Here is a 21,405-nt window from a genome sequence, read left to right as displayed (position 1 = left end):
CCTAATTTTTAAGCGATCGCTTCTAACGATTATTTCTATTTTGTTAATTTTGACTTGTGAATGAAGATGATTAACAATATTTTTAACCCCCTTCCCCATAAATCCTTTTTGCTGTTCCTATATTATATTTGAGTCGAATTTGTCCAGATTTTTCCATGTCTTCCCAACTCACACTGTTATATTCTGGCTCATAAATATAAACTCCAGATTCATAGCTTTCTGCGATCGCCATCATCATAGTGGTTAAGCTATTAAAAATAAGTTTTTCTCCACCTCCATCTGCTCCAATATGACAAACAAAAGATGTCTCCACCTCATTCGCAATTCCCTGAATAGCAAAGTATTCACCATCAAAGTCAAAAAGTGGGAAAAGATAGGGAGAGCAATTATCTTCTATTCTCATACCAATTGATTCAGGATAATTAATATATTCGTTATATTCTAGAGCTTGTTCAATTGGGCAATGATATAGGTAGAGAAAAATCCCTGATTCACGAGAACTACCATTGCGCCACTGATAAAGATGATAAAATTCTCGCGGCAACTTGAATGGCAAATCTTTTACCTTTTCCTCAATTTCTTCGTAGGTTAATCCCTGCTGAAAATCGTCTTCATAATCAGGGACATTTTGATTTTGCCAAGCTAGAATACGCTCCAAAGAATCGATTAAAAGCATTTGTAGAAGCTCTCTGAAAGTTCCTCTAGATATCTTCCATTTTTCAATGACCTTCTGAATTTTTGGCTCCAACTGATTTTTTAATATGGCATAAGCTACCCAAAAGCTTGAGGCAGAATTATCTTGCAGTGATTGAGATAGAATATTTAAATCATCATTGATTTTTATATCGTTTAAAATCCTTTCATGTCCAATTTTATTTGTCAAAAGTTGCCTAAGATTTGTATTCTCTTCTGCCAATAGCCACTCAACCTGTAACTGGTCTGAAGGTAAAACTTCAATTAGAGCCTCTCTCAATCGGCTTTCTTTTTCCTCTATGTACCACTGCGGCTGCCATTGGGAGATCGGGACAGAAATATATTTCTCTGTAAATAAAGTTCCGTGACAGACAAAGATTTTAAATCCATCACGATACTCAATTGCTGGTTCCCCTAACGCATGGGCGAGTCCATTTTCATCAAACAAGATTTTGGAAGGGCGATCGCAAACGTAACAGATATTTTCAAAAGGATATACATATCCACAATTTTGCATGATATCTACTGAAGATTGCCACCATTCTAGATCGCAATCGCAACCAAGAACAGAGATGCTGAAATCAAACCAGTTATAATTATCTGCACAAGAAATATTAGAGATAGCGTTATAAACTAATCTTGGAGCTAAATTTTCACTATAGGGTCGAATAGCCTTATCAATCAGATTGTATAGTATACGTGGTTTGAACGTACTTCTATTACCAAGCAATTCTGAAATATAGCTTCTCTGTTCATGGGTTATCTGCCTAAGAATTTCACTCTGAACTTTATTATGATAATCTAATGCTGTATTCAATCCCTCTCCAAATTCCTCAGGAAGTTCAAACTCTGGGAAACTTTCCTTTAATTCTTGTTGAAACTGTTGCGAGGCTTCTTTTCTTTCTTTTTGCCACTGTTCTACATTCGATTCTAATTCATCAAGGTTAAATACTTCTGGAAAACTTTCTTGTAAGACCTCATCGACTGACATTTGCATCTTTGGATTTAATTCGGAGGATTCTTTAGCAAGATCGGTTGCCTGTTTATGAAAATCTCCCAACTCTTGAAATATTTTGCCAAAATGTAGATTAAGTCTATCTGCAATACGTGAAAAATCTAGTGGCTGAGAATTATTGGCAAAGACAGAGATTTTTTGAAGGTAGTCAAAGGGGCTACCACAAAAGATGATGGGAGGTGCTTTTTTGTCGAGTAGGAAATATGCCCTACTAATTATCTCTGTAACTTTTTCTCGATCAATTGGCTCAGTAGAATAGGCAATATCACGCCATTTTTTAGCATAACTAGGGATTTGCTGTTCTTGTTCGGGAGTTAATTGCGACATAAGACTTTAAATTTTCATATATGCAAGTATAGCGCAATCAATTCTTGCTTGGAAGCAAAAATTAAATTGCACTACGGGCTAAATACTGCCTCACAGTATAGCCTTAAGAGATCTGGCGATTGCCTCAGTCATCTATCTACTAAAGGCGATCGCTATTATTGTGAGTCTTTGATTTTTAGGCGATCGCCGACAACTGATTCGGAACTAGACAATGATGTTAATCAAGATGCCAATCAACAAGTTATCGTTGTGATAGAGCATTGATGCGTTGATGACGACGATGCTGCCAAATCTTAGGAATCACTCGCATACGACGCTTGAAGTTGCTCCATTCCTCTGGACTCAATTCAATCTCTCGCCAAGTAGGTCGAGCCAATAACCGCTCCGACCAATCATTCAGGTTTGGATAATTAGTCAAAGTAATTCCTAAGTCGGGCATCCTGTGAATAAGCGTTCCAGCTACAATTTCAGCCATTGTCAGTTGTTCTCCAGCAAAGTAGCATAAATTTCCTAACAATCCCTCAAGGAAATTGAGGGTGTTAATTGCCCGTAGCTGAGCATATTCAAACTCTAGGGATTTTTGGTTTGAGTTTTCCTGACCAACAAGTAACCCGAAGATTGCAGGCAGTAACTCAGTAAACGTAACCATCTGCACCATCCGAACCCTTGCTAAAGCCTGTGCTTCGGTGGGTAATAAGGATGGAGAAGGATATTTCGCTTCCAAGTAATCTAAAATCGCCAAGGATTCAATCACCCTAAAGTCATCATCAAACAAAACTGGAACATGACTAAAAGGATTTAAGGATAAGAACTCAGGCTCAAACTGTTCACCACCCAAATTAACCGAAATCAGCTCAAAAGGAAGCTGTTTTTCCAATAGTGTCAACCACACGGGACGGGCATAGGCGGAGGGACGAGAGTAGTAAAGTTTAATCATATAGTCCCAATCCTTAGCTTTTAACTTGCAATTTACAATGTACTGTAGCAAGGATAGGTTGTAAAATGCAAGTGATAAGCCTCTATATCTTGCTATGACTCAATCCAAACGCTCACCCTGTCCTATCTCCTGCACATTAGATCTGATTGGCGATCGCTGGACATTACTTGTCATTCGAGACATGATGTTCTTTGGTAAGCAACGTTTTGAAGAGTTTTTAGAATCCCCTGAAGGAATCTCGACTAATATCTTGGCAAACCGCCTCAAGCTGCTTGAAGAATTAGGTTTAGCAGAAAAGCAGCCCTACAGTAATCATTCCCGTCGCATGAACTATCAACTCACCGAGAAGGGACAAAGCTTGCGTTCCGTTTTGAAGGTAATCACTGTTTGGGGATTGAAACATATTGATGACACACAGATCCCTCAGAGTAATACCAATTCACGAAAGTGTGACAACACTTTTGTGAATTGAAAGCTAAACCTATATATACCTACTAAATTTACGAACCCACTACGATTCCAGAAATACGCCCATCTTGCGGAATTTTTGATAGCGTAGCTCTTGCAACTCTTCGGCTGGCAACTTACTTAAGCGATCAAGATTTTCCACCAGCGCCGCCTTCAGATTTTCCGCAGACTTCAGAGGCGATCGATGCGCCCCACCCAAGGGTTCGCTAATCACATAGTCAACGATCCCCAAGCGCAACAGATCGGGGGCGGTAATTTTTAAAGCTTCGGCTGCCTTACCCGCCTTTGCCGAATCGCGCCAAAGGATCGCCGCACAAGCCTCAGGTGTCGCAACCGTATAGACGGAATTCTCAAACATCATAATGTGATCGCCAATGCCGATCCCCAAGGCTCCACCCGAGCCGCCTTCACCGATCACCGTGCAAATAATTGGCACGCTTAGCCCAAACATCTGGCGCAAATTTGCAGCGATCGCTTCACCCTGTCCCTGCTCCTCCGCCGAAACTCCAGGATATGCTCCAGGAGTATCGATCAGGGTGATAATCGGCAAGTTAAACCGATGGGCATGATCCATCAGACGCGCCGCCTTACGGTAACCTCCAGGAGATGCCATCCCAAAATTGCGGGTCATGTTGTCTTTGGTATCGCGCCCCTTTTGATGCCCCAAAATTACCACTGGGCGATCGCTAATGCGGGCTAGTCCACCAACTAAAGCGGGATCGTCATTACCTCGGCGATCACCATGCAACTCCATCCACTCATCGGTAATAGCTTGCACGTAGTCAAGGGTGCTAGGACGACGGGGATGCCTCGCGATCTGCATCCGTTGCATTGCGCCTAAGCCTGAAAATATTTCACGGCGCAAAAGCTCCGCACGTTGCTCTAAAAGGCTAATCTGCTCGACCATATCGACATCGTTTTCATTCGCGAGCTCGCGGATTTGGGCGATACGGTTTTCTAGTTCAACGATGGGCTTTTCAAAGTCAAGCAGGATTTGGCGGTCGGCCATGATGCAATTTTTGTATATTAGATACCATTTCTCAGATTAGCAGACAAAGGGGAGAGGATGACCACTTTCGATCATTTTCTTGAAGACTAGATAGGCATCTGTATTGCTTTCATAGGCTCGCTTAGAACTATCATCATTTACCCAAGCCAAGATAATGATTTTGCTTTCTTGGTGATATCGAAAAAATAATCGGTACTGCTGAAAAAACTTTGCTCTAAACCAATGTTTATACTCATTGCCAAGGGTTGTACCTTGTCGATATTCGCTACGAGTGGGATCTTGAGGGATGACATCAAATGCTATTTGGCGATCGCCGCTAGACGCTTTGTGGCATTTTTCTGTTTGTAGTCATGGGGATATTTCTGCTGTAACCCTTCAACAAATAGCAAGAAGAGAAGTCATTACCACACTTTCAAAATTCTCTCTAAGCTTTATGGCAGTGCAAAGCGCTGTATAGTTGAACATAGGTTTTGATTAAGAAATGTGATGGCGCTAACACTCGATGCGGATGTAATTGTAATTGGCTCAGGGATTGGCGGTTTAGTCACCGCGACGCAATTGGCGGCGAAGGGGGCAAGCGTAATTGTCCTTGAGCGCTATTTAATTGCGGGGGGCAGTGGGGGCTATTTTGAGCGCAATGGCTATCGCTTTGATGTGGGCGCGTCGATGATTTTTGGTTTTGGCGATCGCGGTACGACTAATCTCCTCACCCGTGCGTTGGCAGCGGTGAATATGAAAATGGAGACGATTCCCGACCCTGTGCAGATCCATTACCATTTGCCGAATCATCTGGAAATTGAGGTACATCGCGACTATGAGAAATTTTTACAAGAATTAGGCGATCGCTTTCCCCATGAGCGTGAGGGGATTCGTAAGTTCTACGATGAATGTTGGAAGATTTTTAATTGCTTAAATGCGATCGAGTTGCTTTCTCTAGAAGAATGGCGCTACTTGATGCGCGTATTTTTCCAGAATCCCCTTGCATGTCTAGGTTTAGCTGCCTATCTGCCCCAAAATGCGGGTGATATTGCCAAGAAATATATTCGCGATCCTGAACTATTGCAATTCATCGATATGGAATGCTACTGCTGGTCAGTGGTTCCCGCCGATCGCACTCCTGCAATTAATGCAGGTATGGTCTTTAGCGATCGCCATTATGGTGGCATTAACTATCCCGTCGGTGGTGTAGGGAAGATTGCCGAAAAGTTAGCAGAAGGTTTAGAAAAAGCGGGTAGCGAAATCCGTTATGGGGCAAGGGTTACCCAGATTATTCCCAAAGCCAAATCTGGTAAAGGTGCGATCGGGGTCAAACTGGCGAATGGGGAAGTTCTCTATGCTAAAAAAGTCGTTTCCAATGCCACTCGCTGGGATACCTTTGGGAACTTACTCAAGGATGAGCCTTTACCCAATGGCGAAAAGGGATGGCAATCGCGCTATCAAAAATCCCCTAGTTTCCTGAGCTTACATCTCGGTGTCGAGGCTACCGCAATTCCCAATGATTCTGCCTGTCACCATATTTTGCTCGAAGATTGGCAGGATATGCAGAAAGAACAAGGCACAATTTTTGTCTCGATTCCAACGCTACTCGATCGCTCCCTTGCGCCTGAAGGCTATCATATTGTGCATACCTTCACGCCTAGCTGGATGAGTGAATGGGAAGATTTATCTGCGTCAGAATATGAAGCAAAGAAAAATGAGGCGGCGAGAAAATTATGCGATCGCCTCTTAGCAATTTTCCCGAAACTAGAAGATTGTCTCGACTATCAAGAAGTCGGCACACCCCGCAGCCATCGTCGCTTCCTCGGTCGTGCTGATGGAACCTATGGACCAATTCCTACAGGCAAGCCTTTAGGACTTTTGGGAATGCCTTTTAATCGGACTTCTATTCCTGATTTGTATTGTGTTGGTGATAGTACTTTTCCAGGACAAGGTTTAAATGCTGTTGCCTTTTCAGGCTTTGCCTGTGGACATTTAGTCGCATCATCTTTAGGGCTTGTCTAGAAGTTTGTATTGTGTGAGATGCAAATACCTCAGTATTTTTATGTAAAATTAAGAATATTATGAACTACCGAAATTACATCACGATTGAATCAAATAAACGCAGTGGTAAACCATGTGTGCGCGGCTTGCGGATTACGGTTTATGAGGTGCTTGAGTATCTAGCTTCTGACATGACGGAAGCAGAGATACTCGAAGATTTCCCCGATCTCACGCGAGAAGATTTTAAAGCCTGTATTGCATACGCTGCTGACAGAGAGCGGCGGTTTATGACAGTGCCAATATCCGCATGAAATTACTTTTTGATGAGAACCTATCTCCAAGGTTACCATTTCGTTTGGCTGACCTTTTCCCAAACTCGCTACATGTTCGAGATGTTGACATGAAATCAACTATAGATCCCATAGTTTGGGATTATGCCAAGTCTAATAATTTGATGATTGTCTCGAAAGACTCCGATATGCACGACCTCAGCTTAGTATTTGGGAATCCACCCAAGGTTATTTGGATTCGGCTTGGCAACTGTTCGACTTCACAGGTTGAAAGCCTTTTGAGAAGGGATTTTGAGGCGATCGCCTCTTTTTACCAAGATGAGTATTTATCTCTGCTTGCCTTAGGATAATATTCTGACTTTTGGATAGGTTCGCCTACAGTAAAAACATCAGCAGAAAAATAATTGAGGCGATCGCACTTGACTTTGAGTAGGATTTTAAGCACAGTATTTTGATGGATAATTATAGATGAGGTCTTATGAGATTTCTTTTTCCTAGTGACTATTTCAATGCCAAGAAAGTAGATGAAACATATTCGGAGCAAGTTGATTGTTTTCGAGACATAGGATTTGAGACATCAGTTATCTCTTTGGAAGCTTTGGCTTCAGGCTCTGCCAAGATTTTCCCCCAGCCAGATTCAGGTTCAAAGTTGATTTATCGTGGTTGGATGCTCACTCCTGATGATTATTCGCTATTAGTTAATGTTGTAGTGAATTCTAGTGCTGAAGTTTTAATTTCTCGTGATGAATATTTAGCGACACATTACTTACCTAATTGGTATCCATTAATTCGTGATTTAACTCCAGAGACGCACTTCTTTTCCATTGATGATAATTTAGAGAATGAGTTAAGTAAGATAGGATGGAGCAGTTTCTTTATCAAGGATTACGTTAAGTCTCTTAAAACATCAATTGGCTCAATTATTGAAGAACCTTCTGCGATTAGAACAGTTGTAGCGGAAATGAAAAAATTTAGAGGTTGTATTGAGGGAGGTATTTGTGTTCGCAAGGTTGAAAACTTTATTCCTGATACAGAGAGACGTTATTTCGTATTGGATGGTAAACCATTTGCTCCATTAGAAAATGAGGAAATCCCAGAAATTGTTGAGGATTGTGCTAAACGAATTAATAGTAAGTTCTTTTCAGTAGATGTGGTGGAGCGTAGAGATGGTTGTAAACGAGTTGTAGAAATTGGAGATGGACAGGTGTCAGACCTAGTTGGATGGACATCTGAACGTTTTGCTACATTATGGGCTGATTTCCGCCAATAATTCACTTCTACATATTAATAATGATCTCCAAGAAATCACGACTCGCAGTAATAGCGATCGCCTTTCTCAAAGTTTTCTATTGTTAGTCTTCATCTTCTTCGGACTCAAATCCCAACCATACGAGTAAGACATCTCCTAAGTCTTCCACTGGAATCGCGTAAACTTGTTGTATGTGGAACTAGGGTTACTAATGCTCGATCCCTATCTAGTGCTGGGATACTAACAACTAAACATGGTCTGACTTTGGCGACATAGCCAAGATCGACTAGCCAAACTTCTCCACGATAGGGGCTATTCATAAGCTAATTCTTCTTCCTCTAGTGTTAGGAAGATATCCTCAGCATTCAGTGTTAATTCTTCGTCAGATAATGGTTCAAAGTCTAAATAAACTGTACGCCTCAGAATTTCTGACAATAAATCTAATCTTTCTGAGTACGTTAGGTTGTCAAAGGTGTTTAGAAGCTCTTGTACTACAGCAGTCATAGCTTTATTCCTTAAGTTATATCTTAATAGATTAACACGATCGCCACTTTACAAGAATCAAACAGCGATCGCCATACCGCAAATCCTTTAGGAGATACATTGTTAATGCGATCGCCTAGAAATCATGGCTCGCAGTAATAGCGATCGCCTTTAGAAGATAGATTGCTGGTGCGATCGCTAATCTTGTAGAGTTAATTAAATCAAACCCATTATCCATTACAAAAAAATGATTGCCATTAAAGAAAATTTTCCTCAAATAACCCCAGAAGAATACTTTGCTTGGGAAGAAAAGCAGCTAGAAAAACACGAACTTATCAACGGTCAAGTTTACGCCATGAGCGGCGGTAGCGTTAATCATAGCCGCATCGCAATACGATTTACGACTATGGTGGATACCCACTTAGACGCTAGTAGTTGCATAACAGGTAACTCAGACCTGAGAATTAATATTGTTGGCACAAATAACTACATCTACCCCGATGTCAGCGTTACTTGTGACGATCGTGATAAAACCACAGCTCAATATATTACCTACCCATCCCTCATCGTTGAGGTTCTTTCCCCTAGTACCGAATCCTATGACAGAAGTGGCAAATTTAGACTGTATCGCAAAAACCCAAACTTACAAGATTACTTATTAGTCAGTTCCACCAGCATTGAAATGGATTTATACCATAAAAATGACGCTGGCGAATGGCTAATCATTAACTACCAAGAAGGCGACAACGTAGAACTAAAAAGCATTAACTTAAGCTTTCCCATCGAGCAAGTCTATCGCGGTTTAGAATTAAAACCTGAATAATTACTCAAATCAGCAAATAAATAGAGAGTACTAGCGATCGCCTTTAGAAGATAGATTGTTGATGCGATCGCACTTTAATTATCTATCTGCGGTAATTTACCTTTGATAAAGGAATCAAACCACAATTTCGTTAATCCCTAGTTATGTAGTTAGGTGATCGGTAAAAGCGGAAACGAAAAGTTACTTGCGAGAGTTTGACAACAAGCCAGATGAAGATGGCTGATTACTTGAAAAAGAGAGTTGCGTGGTAGAGATCTGTGCAACCATTTCCGCACGCGATGAGACCTTTAGCTTACGGAACATTCTCTTCAAAGCCTGCTTGACAGAATTCTCGGTAATCCAAAGTTCATTGCCGATCTGTGCATTGGTTCGCCCTAAAGCTACCAAGTTGGCAATCTGTAACTCACGCGGTGTTAATTGATTGCTGCTAAACGATTGAGGTTGAAGTTGCAAGGTTGTGCTTCGTGCGATTCGCACACTTGCAGTCCAAGCAGATAAGTGCAAACAAATGGCACTCATGCCAGCTAAATCTTGAGTATCAAAGGCAGGCATTGATCTTTCACGAGTACATCCCACTGAGCCGACTACTTGACCACGATCAATAATCGGTCCTGCCATCACATGCCAGTGATCTGGACGCGGACATATTAATTTCCAAGCCTTGGGTATTGTCACCAACCCTTCATGAACAGGGGTATGACGTTCCGCAATATAACGCGCCACAGGATTATGTTCAAGAGATAGGACAATGTTTAGAACGGTTTGAAGCTTTGGATCGGCTAAAAGCTGGTCGAAGAAAAATATCCCAGAGCGCTTAGCAGCAAAGTACTCCCCAATTTGCGGAGCAAGGTGCGATCGCAAGCCGTCTTCATCCTTTGCTTGATGAATTCCTTCAAATAGAAGTTTCAAGGAAATGGTCATGATGGTGAAAAGAGTACTCGATCGAGGACTATCCCAGATTAGTTGCTGCTTCTAGTATAGGAGGAGATTCAAGCGTAATCACTCAAAGGAGATAAATTCATGGCTGGCGCACAAAAGTACATTATTGGTTTGGTATTTTATCCTGGCATGACATCGTTGGATATTCTCGCTCCACAACAGGTTTTTAGCGGGTTTCCTGATGTCCAAATTCATCGGCTCTGGAAAACACTCGATCCAGTCAAAACCGATGACGGGATGATGGTTTTGTCCGATACTACTTTTGGGAATTGTCCGCGCTTAGATGTTATTTGTATCGGTGGCGGTCTGGGAATGGCGGCAGTAGAAGACGATCCAGAAATACTGGGCTTTTTACGAACACAAGGCAGTACCGCTAAATTTATCACCTCTGTCTGCGGCGGATCGATACTTCTAGCAAAGGCAGGGTTGCTCGAAGGCTATCGGGCTGCAACTCACTGGGCATTGCGAGAACAACTCGCCCAGTTAGGCGTTGAGGTAAGCACTAAGCGGGTTGAGGTTGATCGCAATCGCATCACGGGTGGAGGCGTGACAGCTGGGATCGATTTTGGCTTAACGATCGCCAACATCCTTTATGGTGAGGAAATCGCCAAGATTATCCAACTGTTGCTAGAGTACAATCCCGCTCCGCCATTTGATACTGGTTCGCCCGAAAAAGCAGGGTCTGAGTTGGTCAACAAGGCACTATTCTTTATGCAGGAACTGTCAAGTTTAGAACTCGCAAAATCAGCAGGCTAACTATGACTACAACTGCGGCAACAGATCGCGCTATTGCTGCCGCAAACTGGTTGAAACTTGGCTTTTACACAACTTCCATCATCTTTAACATTTGCTTGATTGCTCAGGTATTAACGGTTGGTGTTGCCTACTTCACCAATTCTAAATGGTGGAATATTCCTGTATCGCGTGAATTGTTTAACAGGTCAGATGCTATGACTGGATCTTAAGTTGCAGAGTTAGCACATCAGATTCCAAGGGTTTTAATCAATGGTCTGGGGTTGCCGAAAGTTCTTATCACCAAGATTACAATAAAATTTTTTTATTCTTTACTAAAACTTCTTTCATAAACAGCCTGCATCATTTCCCAAAAAGATTGGTAGCGATAGGCTCCTGGATGCTTATTGCCAAAGTCCCAAGCCTCCCATTCGCCTCTTGAATCAATAATCTTGGGATTTAGTAGATAAATATCGCCTTCGCAATCTTCATCACTACTGATTTGTAAAGCAGTTCTCAAGTATACCGTTCTCATTACCACACAATCCTGATATTTGCCATACTGAAAATACTCTTCATCGCTAGTCTCATCTTCGGTTTCGCCTCGATGCCAAGCTTCAATCCAATCTAAATTTCTTTCTTTGAACCAAGCTATCTGTGAAGTATTAAGTAACTCGCCATGACAATAAGAACCGTTTAAAATATTCCAGCCGTTACTATACAAAAGAAAGTTTCGATAGCTAGGGGGAAGCGCTGTACCTAGTCTTTTCTCCAGTTCTAAAATTTCCTGCTCGGTCGCTGGCGGGCGGCTACAATTTTTTTGTTCCACTTCCATGGGGAATCTTTCTGCCCACGATTCGCGTTGCCCTTCAAATGACTCTTGGTAATCTTCGGCAAAAATTCTAGCGTTCCAGTTTTCCATAAACTTTTCCCAATCTTTTACCGTAGGAATTTTGAGTTGTGGAGTATGTGAGTGATGGGTCAGAGCATCAAAGAAAAATGCGATCGCTTCTTGGCTAATATTTACTTTTTCCCTAAAGATTCCTAACAAAATCAGATTTCTGGTGGCAGTAAAGGAGAGAAATTGATTAAGATTAAAAGAATCGCGATTACTTTGATCCCACCAATTGAGTAAAAGCTGCTTCGCTTCCTCTTCCCTGCCCAATTCCAGATAGGTAAGTACAGCTATTACCAAAACTTCTGAAGAGATCCAACCTCTTCTATATGATTCTGATTTTTGAGACACTAATTCATAAATCTTAAGCAATTTAGCCGCTTCATCAATTCGATAGCTTCTTAAATGAGACTGGATAGCTCGATAGACATCTTGCAAAAAACAACTTAACTCAGATAATTCTGACTGCTCTTCATTAATCAATCTTGAAACATATTCCTCACTCCAACTAGTAGCTCTGGGTGGAGGCAGAAAGCGATCCATAAACAAAATAGCTGTGCTTCTTCGTTCATTCTCTTCAATCATTGCTTCCAACTTTGAAATACTTAGTTCTTCCTGTTGTGGAGTTTTTGGATAGGGAACTCTCAGATAATGGCATAGAGATGGGAAAACACCCTCAAGATAGGCGAATAAGGTGCGATTGGATTTGTTGACCGCAAATTCACCATTGAGGAGATGAGAAAAGGCACGATAGGCAGAATGTCCTTCACCCGCCAGCAACATTAAATAACCCGCTTCATACAGGATCTCACTGACGCGACTCGGCATCGCAGCTTGAACCTCTGTAGTTAATTCAGCGAAGACTTGAGCGCAATCTGGCAGGATTTGCATAGTAATTTTTTGATTTACAATCTAATACGAAAAATTATACTAAATCAGAAAGTCCGATCTAAAAATCGGTAAGGATTAAGCTTTGTCTCATAATCAATCAACTCATTTAAGAAATAACATAGCGATCGCCTAGAAATAACGACTCATAGTAATAGCGATCGCCACTTCAAAAAAATCAAACAGTGATCGTATTCCCAATACCCCAAATTTATCTATTTAAACTTGAGCTAGCTGCTGATTGTTTGATGAACGAGGTTGAATCGTTTTTTGGATTTCTTCTCCCGCCAACTCCTCCGCTAGGCGCAACTCATAAGCTTTTTGCAAATTAAGCCATAGTTCTGCACCAGTACCAAACCATCGTCCTAGACGTAATGCGGTATCAGCCGTGATACCTCTTTGCCCTTTGAGAATTTGCGTAATCCGATTTGTCGGAATATGGAGCGATCGCGCAAGTTCTGATGCACTAATTCCCAGTTCTTCTAGTTCATCAGCTAAGATCTCGCCAGCGTGAATTGCGGGTCTTGCCATAGTTGTTTTCTCCTTTAGTGATAATCGACAATTTCGATATTAAATGGATGATTTTCCATTTCTGTCCACTCAAAGCAAATAAGCCATTTGTCATTTATGCGGATGCTGTACTGCCCTTTTCTATCTCCACCTAATGCCTCAAAACGGTTGCTTGGCAAAGCCATTAAGGATTCTTTATTAGGTGCAGCTTCTAGAATTTCTAGACGTTTGTATGCTTGTCTTTCAAAAGCCTGAAATTCTTTGACACGATCGCCAGCAGCAAATTTGGCTGTGCGTTTGTCCTTATATTTTTGAGGCATAGGCAAATTTTACGTGTTACGTCAAGCATAACATTTATATCGCAATTTCCTAAGAAATCAAATAGCGATCGCATAGAAATCAAAACTCACAGTAATTGCGATCGCCTTTAGAAGATAGATTGTTGATACGATCGCCTAGATTACGACTCACAGTAATTGCGATCACCATTTACAATCAATAAATATTCCAAAAATTGGGAAAGAAATGGTATATAGTGTAGGAGGAAACGAAAACTAAGCTTTGACTTTGTTTATTATCTCAAAAAGATAATCCCAAGTGGGTATAGGTTCCAACCATGCTAAAATGCGTGCTGAGTAAATTAGTTCACTATTTTCTCTATAGTTGACAGGGCAAAACGATCTAGAGAAAGACAGTATCGAGGAGTTTAAGTTATCTGTCACACCACAAGCTACTGTGTATTTATCCCTGTTGTTAAGCATTAGTTTTGTGGTTACTCCCTCTAAAAATTCTTCAAATTTAAAATATTTTTATTAACCACAATGCTCTGTGATAAAGATGTTATTGAATTTTTCACAAAAGAGAATCTAAAAGAGATATTTGAAAAGTACAAAAAAGATAAAACAGATTTTTTTAATCAGGATATTATTAAAGTTCCAATGGGAGCGGACGGAATTTCTCTTGAAACTTTTAATAAAGAAATAGATATTCGTTGTCAAATAATCTCAAATCGTATTAAAAAAGGAACTTATCAATTTTATCCTTTACGGGAAGTCGAAATTGAAAAAACAAGCGGCGGGACTCGTATTCTATCAATTGCTGCTATTCGAGATATTGTTGTCCAAAAAGCATTGTATGATGCAATTTATAAAGAAATTGAAAAAGACTTTAGAAAAACAGATAATTTATCTTTTGCCTATAGAAAAAACAAATCCGCTCCTCAAGCTGCTCTAAAAATATATCGTTTTATTCAAGAGGGTTATACATGGGTACTTGATGCAGATATTGTAAAATTTTTTGATACAATTCCCCATCCTTATCTTATTCAATTAATTGAAGAAAAATTTGGGAAAAACACTTTAATAAGTAATCTTCTTCGGCGATATATAAAAACATCAAGAATTCACAGAATTGACTATAATAACCCTAAAGAATTTCATTGTAAAAAAGGAAAGAAAATTCAACAAAATAATAATCAAGGAATTCCTCAAGGTGGTGTATTATCGGGAATTCTTGCTAATTTATACTTACATGGTTTTGATATTTGGATATTAGAAACCCTTTCTAAAAAATATGATTTAAAGTATATTCGTTATGCAGATGATTTTGTAGTTCTTAGTAGAAATCAGGAAAATTCAGAAAATATATATAAAGAAATTAAAGAGAAATTAACTGAAATAAAACTTCAACTTCACGAAATCCAACCTGATAATCAAGCTAAAACAAAAATTTTTAATCTTCAAGAAACAAGCTTACAATTTGTTGGCTTTGAAATTGCTCTCACTAAAATTAGAGTTAAGTCTAGCAATATCCAAAAATTTAAAAATAGAATTTACGAAAAAATAAATGGAACTCCTGATAATCAATCAAAATCAAAAAACAATATTGTTAAATCAGAAAAAGACTATAAATCAGGATTTGATCCTAGAAAAAGGTTTAATTTCTTAATTAACAAGATAATTAAGCAGAAAATTAGGGGGCGTACCGATATTTGTCCATTATGTGATGGAGTTAGAAAAAATGATAATAAAGAGCAATCAATAGAAAGAAACTGGCTGGGATTTTTCTGCATTATTACTGATATTGAACAATTGAGAGATATAGATAAATGGATTCGTTGTGAAATTAGCAAATACTTTTATAAAACATACAATCTTCGGTTAAAAAGAAAGCATTTTAAACAAGCAGGTTTAATTAGCGTGGAAAAAGAATACTATAGAATGCGTAAACAAAAAGAATGCGACTGTATCACTAATCAACCTGACGTTTTATTGTGGAAACTTATCATTTTGATTTTTATTGTTTGTGCGGTAACATTGATATACTTTACTGGCTTTAGTGTGATCGCCTAGAAATTACGACTCATAGTAATAGCGATCGCCTTTAGGAGATTGATTGTTGATGCGATCGCTTAGAAATCACGACTCACAGTAATAGCGATCGCCATAATCAAAAAATTTAATCTACCAGTTGACACTAAACCGTCTGGACGGTATAGTTATTTTCAAGACAAGTTGATTGTCTTAATTTTTTAGTATTCGGGCAAAAGGTTATGGCAGAGGCTTTAGAGGTAGGCAAGCGATCGCGATCGGCGACGCGAGAATCACTGCTTAATGCGGCAGGTGAAGTTGTTTTGCGCTTTGGGGCTGACGCTTTGACCCTTGAGGCAGTGGCAAAGGAAGCTGGCGTAAGCAAAGGCGGATTGCTCTATCATTTCCCTAATAAAGAAGCCCTACTGACGAGCATGGTCGCAAACCTGATCGCCGAGTTCGAGCAATTATTAGAGATAGAACTCACTCGCGAAGGCGATCTCACCGCCAAGGGTGCTTGGTTGCGGGCTTACATCAGGGCTGGAGATATATTCGATTGTCAGAGTGCTGCTATTCAATCTGGATTGCTAGCGGCTGTAGCGAAGGATAGTAAACTCCTGCAACCATACCAAGAAGCTTCAATAAGGTGGCATCAGCAAGTTAGTAATTGTGGTATTGCTCCACTCAAGGCAAGGGTAATTCTCTTAGCTTCGGATGGACTTTCTTGGAATCAGTTACTAGGACTGAACTGCATTTCTGATGAGGAGCGATCGCAGGTAATTGCCGAACTAATTCGCATGACCTATAGCGATGACTGAAGCTTGCTAAATTTCTTTGAAATAGATTAGTAAAACATGACATCTCAATCTTTCTTTAACTCCCGCCATCTTTGGCTTGGGGGAATTTTCCTTGCGACTGTGGCTACAGGAATTTCTATTTATAGCGTCGTCTCTTCGAGCAAGCCTAATATTCCGAATAATACTTCAGCGATCGCCAATGCGACCTTGCCCGTAACGGCACTGGGGCGATTGGAACCAGAGGGAGAAGTCATGCGTTTAGCGGCTCCTGTCGCCCTAGATGGCGATCGCCTAAAGGAATTGCGCGTCCAAGTCGGCGATCGGGTGAAAGCAGGTCAGATTATCGCCGTACTCGATGCTAGCGATCGCTTTGCCGATGAAGTTGTCCAAGCCAAGGCACAGGTGGAGATCGCCCAAGCAGAACTCGCAAGGGTTAGGGCTGGCGCAAAACAATCGGAAATTCAAGCGCAGGAAGCAACCATCGTGCGCTTGCAAGCGGATTTACGCGGTAGCGATGCAGCCCAGTCCGCGACGATTGCTCGATGGCAATCGGAAGTTCGTACTGCGGAGACAGAGTTGGCGCGTTTTCAACAACTCTATGCCCAAGGCGCAGTCTCTTCTTCAGTTTTAGATACCAAACGCCTCACAGCGGAAACTACCCGCGCTCAGTTACAGGAAGCACTGAGCAATCGCGATCGCCTTGCTAATACCCTCCAAGCCCAAGTTCTTGAAGCAACTAGTACTCGCGATCGCATTGCCGAAGTAAGACCCGTCGATATTGCTACCAAAGCTAGAGAAGTAGACAGTGCGATCGCCGCTCTCAATCGTGCGGAAACGAACCTTGCCCAAGCCTATATTCGCGCTCCTAGAGATGGACAAATTCTCAAAATTCGCACGCGATTAGGGGAAAAGGTAGGCAACGACGGCATCGTCGAATTAGGCGCAACTGATCGCATGGTAGCTGTGCTGGAAGTCTATCAAACGGAGATCGATCGCGTCAAAGTTGGACAATCCGCAATAATTACAGGACAAGCATTTCAAGGCGAAGTGAAGGGTATGGTTTCGCAAGTTGGCTTGCAAGTGGAACGTCAACGCCAAGCGACCAATCAAGCAGGAGAAAATCTCGATCGCCGCGTGATTGAGGTCAAGGTGCGTTTAAGCCCAGAGGATAGCCGCCGCGTGGCTGCTTTTACCAACTTACAAGTTCAAGGCAAGATCCAGCTTTCATCCCCAAATTAATATCATCTTAATATCATCAGGAGGTCTATTTATGAATATTCTCAATGACAAAATGAATGTTGAGAATGAAGAGCCGCAAATCCTTGCTCTTCAGCAATCTCAAATTTCTATTGCTGCAAAAATGATGGCGACAACTTTCTTTCCCGATCCTCTATCTTGCTATCTTATTCCCAATGAAAGCGATCGCTTAGGAAGCCTCGAAAAATCTTGGAGCAAGACGATCAAGCAGGATTTTCCTTTAGGGCATGTCTATTGCAGCTATCAGGATCATAGCGATACTTCCGCTTCGCTCAGCAATCCTCAACTGTTAGGGATTGCTAGCTGGTTACCTCCTAACGCCAATTCACCGTCATTATTACAATCACTTCCCCTAATTTTTGAAATATTCCTACAGAATGGTTTTCTTTCCACAAGGCGAATACTTAACACCTTGACTAAAACGGAAGCCTATCGCCTGCGTGACTGCCCGACACCGCACTGGTATCTAGAGGGATTGGCAGTATCACCAAATGCACAAGGCAAAGGGATTGGAGGTTTGCTCTTGCAGCCCGTTCTCCAGCAAGCCGATCGCCAAGGTGAGATTTGCTATCTCTTTACTTCCACCGATCGCGCCGTAAAATTCTATCAACGGCATGGATTTGTGGTGCGCGAAGAATTACGAGTTCTCAACGATGCACCTCCCCTATGGATGATGATGCGATCGCCTCAAGCTTAATATTAAGAGATACTGATATGCGTTCTAAAATCTGTCAATTTATCCGAGAAATTCCACTCTTCTATAAACTCGCATATTTAAGCAATATCCTGCTACTAATCTGGTGCTTTAGAGATCTATTTTCTTACTTCTTTCCAAGCGCATCACTTTTGGCGAGTTTACTAGTTCTTCCATTCCTAATTTTTTATACTACAACTCTGATTTGGTCGGCTTTACACACTATTCTCCGTTTCAAGCAAATTGGAATTAAATCTTTTTTGCCGTTCTTAATTCATGCCTTAATGCTAGGACTATTATTCAATGTGAATTTCACGCAAGTTTGGCTCAGTCTAAACTTTGACATATTCCTTCACAGCCGAGAAGATGTAGTGGCATTAGTTAGGTCAGGGCAGTTAATATCAGGTCCCTATGGACGAACGGAATTACCTCGACAATATCTCTGGACTTCCTGTGATGGCACAATTGATGTTGATAAATCCACAGAAACAATGGAAATTCTCTTTTGCACGTTCTCTGGATTTGATAGTGTAGCTGGTTATGTTTATAGTGATCAAGTGCCTAACTTAAATCACTTCTCTAGAGGTAAAATTTTAGAGTTTCAAAAGCTTCAAGAACATTGGTTCTGGTTATCTACAACATAATTGACCTCAAAGTCATCAATTGTGCGATCGCCATTGCGATATTCAAATCAACAGAAATAGTTTTTACTTGCGGAATCGAATATCTATCCGCCTTTTTTAATGGCGATCGCCAACTTATTAAGAAAGCTAGCTAAAAGCTAATCGCCAAAAGCCAAAAGCTAATCGCCAAAAGCTAATCGCCAAAAGCCCATACCATCCCCATTACTGAGAACCTATGTTCCGTAAACTCCTACGAAAAACACCTCTTGCTTGGCTCCAACTCACCCGCAATAAAGTGCGCTTTATCGTGGCGCTATCGGGTATCGCCTTTGCCGATATCTTGATGTTTGTGCAGTTGGGATTTGAAGGAGCGCTCTATGATTCGGCGATGAACCCCTATCGCGAATTGATTCAGGCGGATCTAGCGATCGCCAGCACTCAGTTCCAGACCCTCATCTCCACACCTAGTTTTCAACGCGATCGCCTTTACCAAACCCTCGCCCATCCTCAAGTTAAATCCGTTGCTCCGCTTTATATATCCGTTGCGGGTCAATGGCGCAATCCTGAAACTCGTCAAAATCGAGCAATTCTCATTTGGGGAGTTGATGCGGGTAATCCTAGCGTCAACTTACCCGATCCCGCTCAGCAAATCCCACAGATTCAACAACTCGATCGCGTTCTTTTTGATCGCGCTGGTCGTCCTGAATATGGCGATGTTGCCACTATGTTTATGCAAAAGGGAGAATTGGAAGCGCAATTAAACAATAAATTGGTGCAGGTAAGCGGGCTATTTGAAGTTGGTTCTTCCTTTGCCGCCGATGGCAATATTATTACCAGTGATGCGACTTTTTTACGTTTATTTCCAGAACGTCGTAGCGATCGCATTGAGATGGGATTAATTCATCTCAATGAAGGAGCCGACGTTCAGCAAGTCAAAAGGGAACTCGCCAATTTACTATCTAGTGATATACGTGTGTTGACTACCGAAGAATGGGCAGGTGTCGAAAAAAGCTATTGGGAAACGGGAACCAGCATCGGCTTCATCTTTGGCTTAGGCGTGGCGATGGGCTTTATCGTCGGCATCGTGATTGTCTATCAAATTCTCTATTCTGATGTCTCCGATCACCTTGCGGAATATGCCACTCTCAAGGCAATGGGCTATAGCGATCGCTTTCTCTTAAGCATCCTTTTTCAAGAAGCAATCCTATTAGCCTGTTTAGGATTTCTGCCTAGTTTCCTGCTTTCTGTCGGACTGTATCAAGTGACCTATGCCGTCACGATGTTACCCATAAAAATGACGTTAGAACGTGCCACTTCTGTCTTTGCGATGACCGTTATTATGTGCGTAGCTTCAGGAGCGATCGCCATGCGAAAACTCCAAACCGCCGATCCTGCTGACATCTTCTAAACATAATTGCTATACTACGTTCCCCCATAAAGAATTATGCCATCAACGAGAATTGATCCTCCAAAAACCTTATCCTATCATTCCCATTTAACATCCCGTGAGCTTGAAGTTCTATCACTGATTGTCGAAGGAAAAAGTAATCCTCAAATTGCCAAGGAACTTTATGTCAGCCCTAATACTATCAAAAGTCATGTGAATGGCATTTTAAATAAACTTAGCGTGAACGATCGGGTTCAAGCCGCAGTTTTTGCCGTTCGGAATCAGTTGATCTAGCCCACAAAAAAGCAAAAACATCCCATAAAAATATGGAAACACTGACTTCTAGTGCAAATTCTAGCTCGATCTCACAAGAGCCAGTCATCTCTGCCCAAAACCTCAATCATTATTTTGGCGAAGGCGACTTACGCAAGCAAGCGCTTTTTGATATTAATCTCGATATCCATGCTGGCGAAATCATTATCATGACGGGGCCCTCTGGCTCTGGCAAAACTACGCTCCTGACGCTTATGGGTGGATTGCGATCGGCTCAGGAGGGTAGTCTTAAAATCTTAAATCAAGAAATTCGTGGCGCTGATAAAAACTCTCTCATGCAAATCCGCCGCAATATTGGCTATATCTTTCAAGCCCATAATTTGATGACCTTCCTCACGGCTAGACAAAATGTGCGCATGTCTCTAGAACTTCACGATGAGGATGGCACTACCGATCTTGATGGTAAGGCATCTGCCATGCTCGAAGCGGTCGGACTAGGACATCGCCTCGATTATTATCCCGATAGTCTCTCTGGTGGTCAAAAACAACGGGTAGCGATCGCACGTGCGCTAGTTTCTCAACCCAAAATCGTCCTAGCCGATGAACCCACAGCAGCTCTTGATAAGAAATCGGGTCGCGAAGTGGTGGAACTCATGCAAACCCTCGCTAAACAAAAAGGCTGCACAATTCTCCTCATCACCCACGACAATCGCATACTCGACATTGCTGATCGCATTGTCTATATGGAAGATGGTAAACTCGTTCCTAATATTGAAACTGGTCATTAGAGCGATGGCGATCGCAAAGGTAAATAATAATTAAGCTAT

The 21,405-nt window shown here is 41.4% G+C and carries 24 protein-coding genes and 3 pseudogenes; 17 read left to right on the top strand and 10 right to left on the bottom strand.

Features of this window, described 5'->3' with window-relative positions; all coding sequences use genetic code 11:
- Positions 1 to 82 precede the first annotated feature (82 nt).
- Positions 83 to 2,035 (bottom strand): SMI1/KNR4 family protein, encoded by a 1,953-nt coding sequence (locus PseudUWO310_RS05185; RefSeq protein ID WP_142599659.1) that lies wholly within the window; start codon positions 2,033 to 2,035, stop codon positions 83 to 85.
- Between the two features lie 48 nt (positions 2,036 to 2,083).
- Here PseudUWO310_RS05185 and PseudUWO310_RS05180 point away from each other — a divergent pair, with 48 nt between their 5' ends.
- The gene (locus PseudUWO310_RS05180; protein ID WP_142599657.1) at positions 2,084 to 2,299 is read left to right on the top strand and encodes a hypothetical protein; all 216 of its coding nucleotides are present in this window, start codon (positions 2,084 to 2,086) and stop codon (positions 2,297 to 2,299) included.
- On the opposite strand, the gene PseudUWO310_RS05175 is transcribed toward PseudUWO310_RS05180, so the two are convergent.
- Positions 2,277 to 2,972, bottom strand: coding sequence for a glutathione S-transferase family protein (locus PseudUWO310_RS05175; protein ID WP_142599655.1), 696 nt, complete (start codon positions 2,970 to 2,972; stop codon positions 2,277 to 2,279). The genes PseudUWO310_RS05180 and PseudUWO310_RS05175 overlap by 23 nt on opposite strands.
- Positions 2,973 to 3,066: 94 nt before the next feature.
- Between PseudUWO310_RS05175 and PseudUWO310_RS05170 the strand changes: the two genes are divergently transcribed.
- Positions 3,067 to 3,444, top strand: a complete 378-nt coding sequence (locus tag PseudUWO310_RS05170) for a winged helix-turn-helix transcriptional regulator (protein ID WP_142599652.1) — start codon at positions 3,067 to 3,069, stop codon at positions 3,442 to 3,444.
- Positions 3,445 to 3,483: 39 nt separating this feature from the next.
- Here PseudUWO310_RS05170 and PseudUWO310_RS05165 read toward each other — a convergent pair whose 3' ends face one another.
- Both PseudUWO310_RS05165 and PseudUWO310_RS23870 read right to left on the bottom strand, forming a co-directional pair.
- Complete coding sequence (locus PseudUWO310_RS05165) at positions 3,484 to 4,449, bottom strand: acetyl-CoA carboxylase carboxyltransferase subunit alpha (protein WP_055077455.1); 966 nt, start codon at positions 4,447 to 4,449, stop codon at positions 3,484 to 3,486.
- Between the two features lie 36 nt (positions 4,450 to 4,485).
- Positions 4,486 to 4,838: pseudogene (locus PseudUWO310_RS23870) on the bottom strand (type II toxin-antitoxin system YhaV family toxin).
- Positions 4,839 to 4,935: 97 nt separating this feature from the next.
- On the opposite strand from PseudUWO310_RS23870, the gene crtH reads away from it, so the two are divergent.
- The 4 genes from crtH (at position 4,936) to PseudUWO310_RS05140 (ending at position 7,989) form a co-directional block, all read left to right on the top strand.
- Entirely contained in the window at positions 4,936 to 6,450 is a 1,515-nt protein-coding gene (crtH, locus tag PseudUWO310_RS05155) for a carotenoid isomerase (protein WP_142599650.1), read from the top strand.
- A gap of 59 nt (positions 6,451 to 6,509) precedes the next feature.
- On the top strand, positions 6,510 to 6,740 hold the full coding sequence (locus PseudUWO310_RS05150) for a DUF433 domain-containing protein (protein WP_142599648.1): 231 nt from the start codon (positions 6,510 to 6,512) through the stop codon (positions 6,738 to 6,740).
- Positions 6,737 to 7,069 (top strand): DUF5615 family PIN-like protein, encoded by a 333-nt coding sequence (locus tag PseudUWO310_RS05145; RefSeq protein WP_142599646.1) that lies wholly within the window; start codon positions 6,737 to 6,739, stop codon positions 7,067 to 7,069. The genes PseudUWO310_RS05150 and PseudUWO310_RS05145 overlap by 4 nt, the downstream gene beginning before the upstream one ends.
- Before the next feature lie 128 nt (positions 7,070 to 7,197).
- The gene (locus PseudUWO310_RS05140; RefSeq protein ID WP_142599644.1) at positions 7,198 to 7,989 is read left to right on the top strand and encodes an ATP-grasp domain-containing protein; all 792 of its coding nucleotides are present in this window, start codon (positions 7,198 to 7,200) and stop codon (positions 7,987 to 7,989) included.
- A 149-nt stretch (positions 7,990 to 8,138) separates the two neighbouring features.
- On the opposite strand, the pseudogene PseudUWO310_RS23865 reads toward PseudUWO310_RS05140, so the two are convergent.
- Both PseudUWO310_RS23865 and PseudUWO310_RS05130 read right to left on the bottom strand, forming a co-directional pair.
- A pseudogene (locus tag PseudUWO310_RS23865) lies at positions 8,139 to 8,288 on the bottom strand (type II toxin-antitoxin system PemK/MazF family toxin); the annotation flags it as partial.
- Positions 8,281 to 8,472, bottom strand: a complete 192-nt coding sequence (locus tag PseudUWO310_RS05130; RefSeq protein ID WP_142599642.1) for a hypothetical protein — start codon at positions 8,470 to 8,472, stop codon at positions 8,281 to 8,283. The gene PseudUWO310_RS05130 and the pseudogene PseudUWO310_RS23865, both read right to left, overlap by 8 nt.
- A gap of 226 nt (positions 8,473 to 8,698) precedes the next feature.
- Between PseudUWO310_RS05130 and PseudUWO310_RS05125 the strand changes: the two genes are divergently transcribed.
- On the top strand, positions 8,699 to 9,274 hold the full coding sequence (locus PseudUWO310_RS05125) for a Uma2 family endonuclease (protein WP_142599640.1): 576 nt from the start codon (positions 8,699 to 8,701) through the stop codon (positions 9,272 to 9,274).
- A gap of 180 nt (positions 9,275 to 9,454) precedes the next feature.
- Here the strand turns inward: PseudUWO310_RS05125 and PseudUWO310_RS05120 are convergent, their stop codons facing one another.
- Positions 9,455 to 10,195 carry a helix-turn-helix domain-containing protein gene (locus PseudUWO310_RS05120; protein ID WP_142599638.1) on the bottom strand — a complete coding sequence of 247 codons (741 nt, stop codon included), beginning with the start codon at positions 10,193 to 10,195 and terminating at the stop codon, positions 9,455 to 9,457.
- 99 nt (positions 10,196 to 10,294) lie between these two features.
- Between PseudUWO310_RS05120 and PseudUWO310_RS05115 the strand changes: the two genes are divergently transcribed.
- Entirely contained in the window at positions 10,295 to 10,969 is a 675-nt protein-coding gene (locus PseudUWO310_RS05115; RefSeq protein WP_142599636.1) for a DJ-1/PfpI family protein, read from the top strand.
- A gap of 2 nt (positions 10,970 to 10,971) precedes the next feature.
- Positions 10,972 to 11,178 carry a hypothetical protein gene (locus PseudUWO310_RS05110; RefSeq protein WP_142599634.1) on the top strand — a complete coding sequence of 69 codons (207 nt, stop codon included), beginning with the start codon at positions 10,972 to 10,974 and terminating at the stop codon, positions 11,176 to 11,178.
- A 92-nt stretch (positions 11,179 to 11,270) separates the two neighbouring features.
- On the opposite strand, the gene PseudUWO310_RS05105 is transcribed toward PseudUWO310_RS05110, so the two are convergent.
- The 3 genes from PseudUWO310_RS05105 to PseudUWO310_RS05095 form a co-directional block, all read right to left on the bottom strand.
- Positions 11,271 to 12,731 (bottom strand): SMI1/KNR4 family protein, encoded by a 1,461-nt coding sequence (locus tag PseudUWO310_RS05105; protein WP_142599632.1) that lies wholly within the window; start codon positions 12,729 to 12,731, stop codon positions 11,271 to 11,273.
- Between the two features lie 216 nt (positions 12,732 to 12,947).
- Positions 12,948 to 13,259: a HigA family addiction module antitoxin gene (locus PseudUWO310_RS05100; RefSeq protein WP_055076735.1), complete on the bottom strand. Its 312-nt coding sequence runs from the start codon at positions 13,257 to 13,259 to the stop codon at positions 12,948 to 12,950.
- 14 nt (positions 13,260 to 13,273) lie between these two features.
- Entirely contained in the window at positions 13,274 to 13,558 is a 285-nt protein-coding gene (locus PseudUWO310_RS05095) for a type II toxin-antitoxin system RelE/ParE family toxin (RefSeq protein ID WP_142599629.1), read from the bottom strand.
- Positions 13,559 to 14,059: 501 nt separating this feature from the next.
- Here PseudUWO310_RS05095 and PseudUWO310_RS05090 point away from each other — a divergent pair.
- The 8 genes and pseudogenes from PseudUWO310_RS05090 to PseudUWO310_RS05055 all read left to right on the top strand — a co-directional run bounded on the left by PseudUWO310_RS05090 (position 14,060) and on the right by PseudUWO310_RS05055 (position 21,366).
- On the top strand, positions 14,060 to 15,589 hold the full coding sequence (locus PseudUWO310_RS05090) for a reverse transcriptase domain-containing protein (RefSeq protein WP_142599627.1): 1,530 nt from the start codon (positions 14,060 to 14,062) through the stop codon (positions 15,587 to 15,589).
- Between the two features lie 200 nt (positions 15,590 to 15,789).
- Positions 15,790 to 16,365, top strand: coding sequence for a TetR/AcrR family transcriptional regulator (locus tag PseudUWO310_RS05085; protein WP_142599625.1), 576 nt, complete (start codon positions 15,790 to 15,792; stop codon positions 16,363 to 16,365).
- Positions 16,366 to 16,401: 36 nt separating this feature from the next.
- Positions 16,402 to 17,583 carry an HlyD family efflux transporter periplasmic adaptor subunit gene (locus PseudUWO310_RS05080; RefSeq protein WP_142599623.1) on the top strand — a complete coding sequence of 394 codons (1,182 nt, stop codon included), beginning with the start codon at positions 16,402 to 16,404 and terminating at the stop codon, positions 17,581 to 17,583.
- Positions 17,584 to 17,614: 31 nt separating this feature from the next.
- Positions 17,615 to 18,298 (top strand): GNAT family N-acetyltransferase, encoded by a 684-nt coding sequence (locus tag PseudUWO310_RS05075; RefSeq protein ID WP_142599620.1) that lies wholly within the window; start codon positions 17,615 to 17,617, stop codon positions 18,296 to 18,298.
- 281 nt (positions 18,299 to 18,579) lie between these two features.
- Positions 18,580 to 18,939, top strand: coding sequence for a hypothetical protein (locus PseudUWO310_RS05070; RefSeq protein WP_190315909.1), 360 nt, complete (start codon positions 18,580 to 18,582; stop codon positions 18,937 to 18,939).
- 214 nt (positions 18,940 to 19,153) lie between these two features.
- A complete protein-coding gene (gene devC, locus PseudUWO310_RS05065) occupies positions 19,154 to 20,326 on the top strand; it encodes an ABC transporter permease DevC (protein ID WP_142599616.1) in 1,173 nt (390 codons plus the stop codon).
- Positions 20,327 to 20,413: 87 nt separating this feature from the next.
- Positions 20,414 to 20,599: pseudogene (locus PseudUWO310_RS05060) on the top strand (response regulator transcription factor); the annotation flags it as partial.
- A gap of 32 nt (positions 20,600 to 20,631) precedes the next feature.
- On the top strand, positions 20,632 to 21,366 hold the full coding sequence (locus PseudUWO310_RS05055; protein WP_142599611.1) for a DevA family ABC transporter ATP-binding protein: 735 nt from the start codon (positions 20,632 to 20,634) through the stop codon (positions 21,364 to 21,366).
- Positions 21,367 to 21,405: the final 39 nt, after the last annotated feature.

The organism is Pseudanabaena sp. UWO310 (genome assembly GCF_006861605.1).
Taxonomy (GTDB): Bacteria; Cyanobacteriota; Cyanobacteriia; order Pseudanabaenales; family Pseudanabaenaceae; genus Pseudanabaena.
This window is presented reverse-complemented; position numbering and strand designations above follow the sequence as displayed.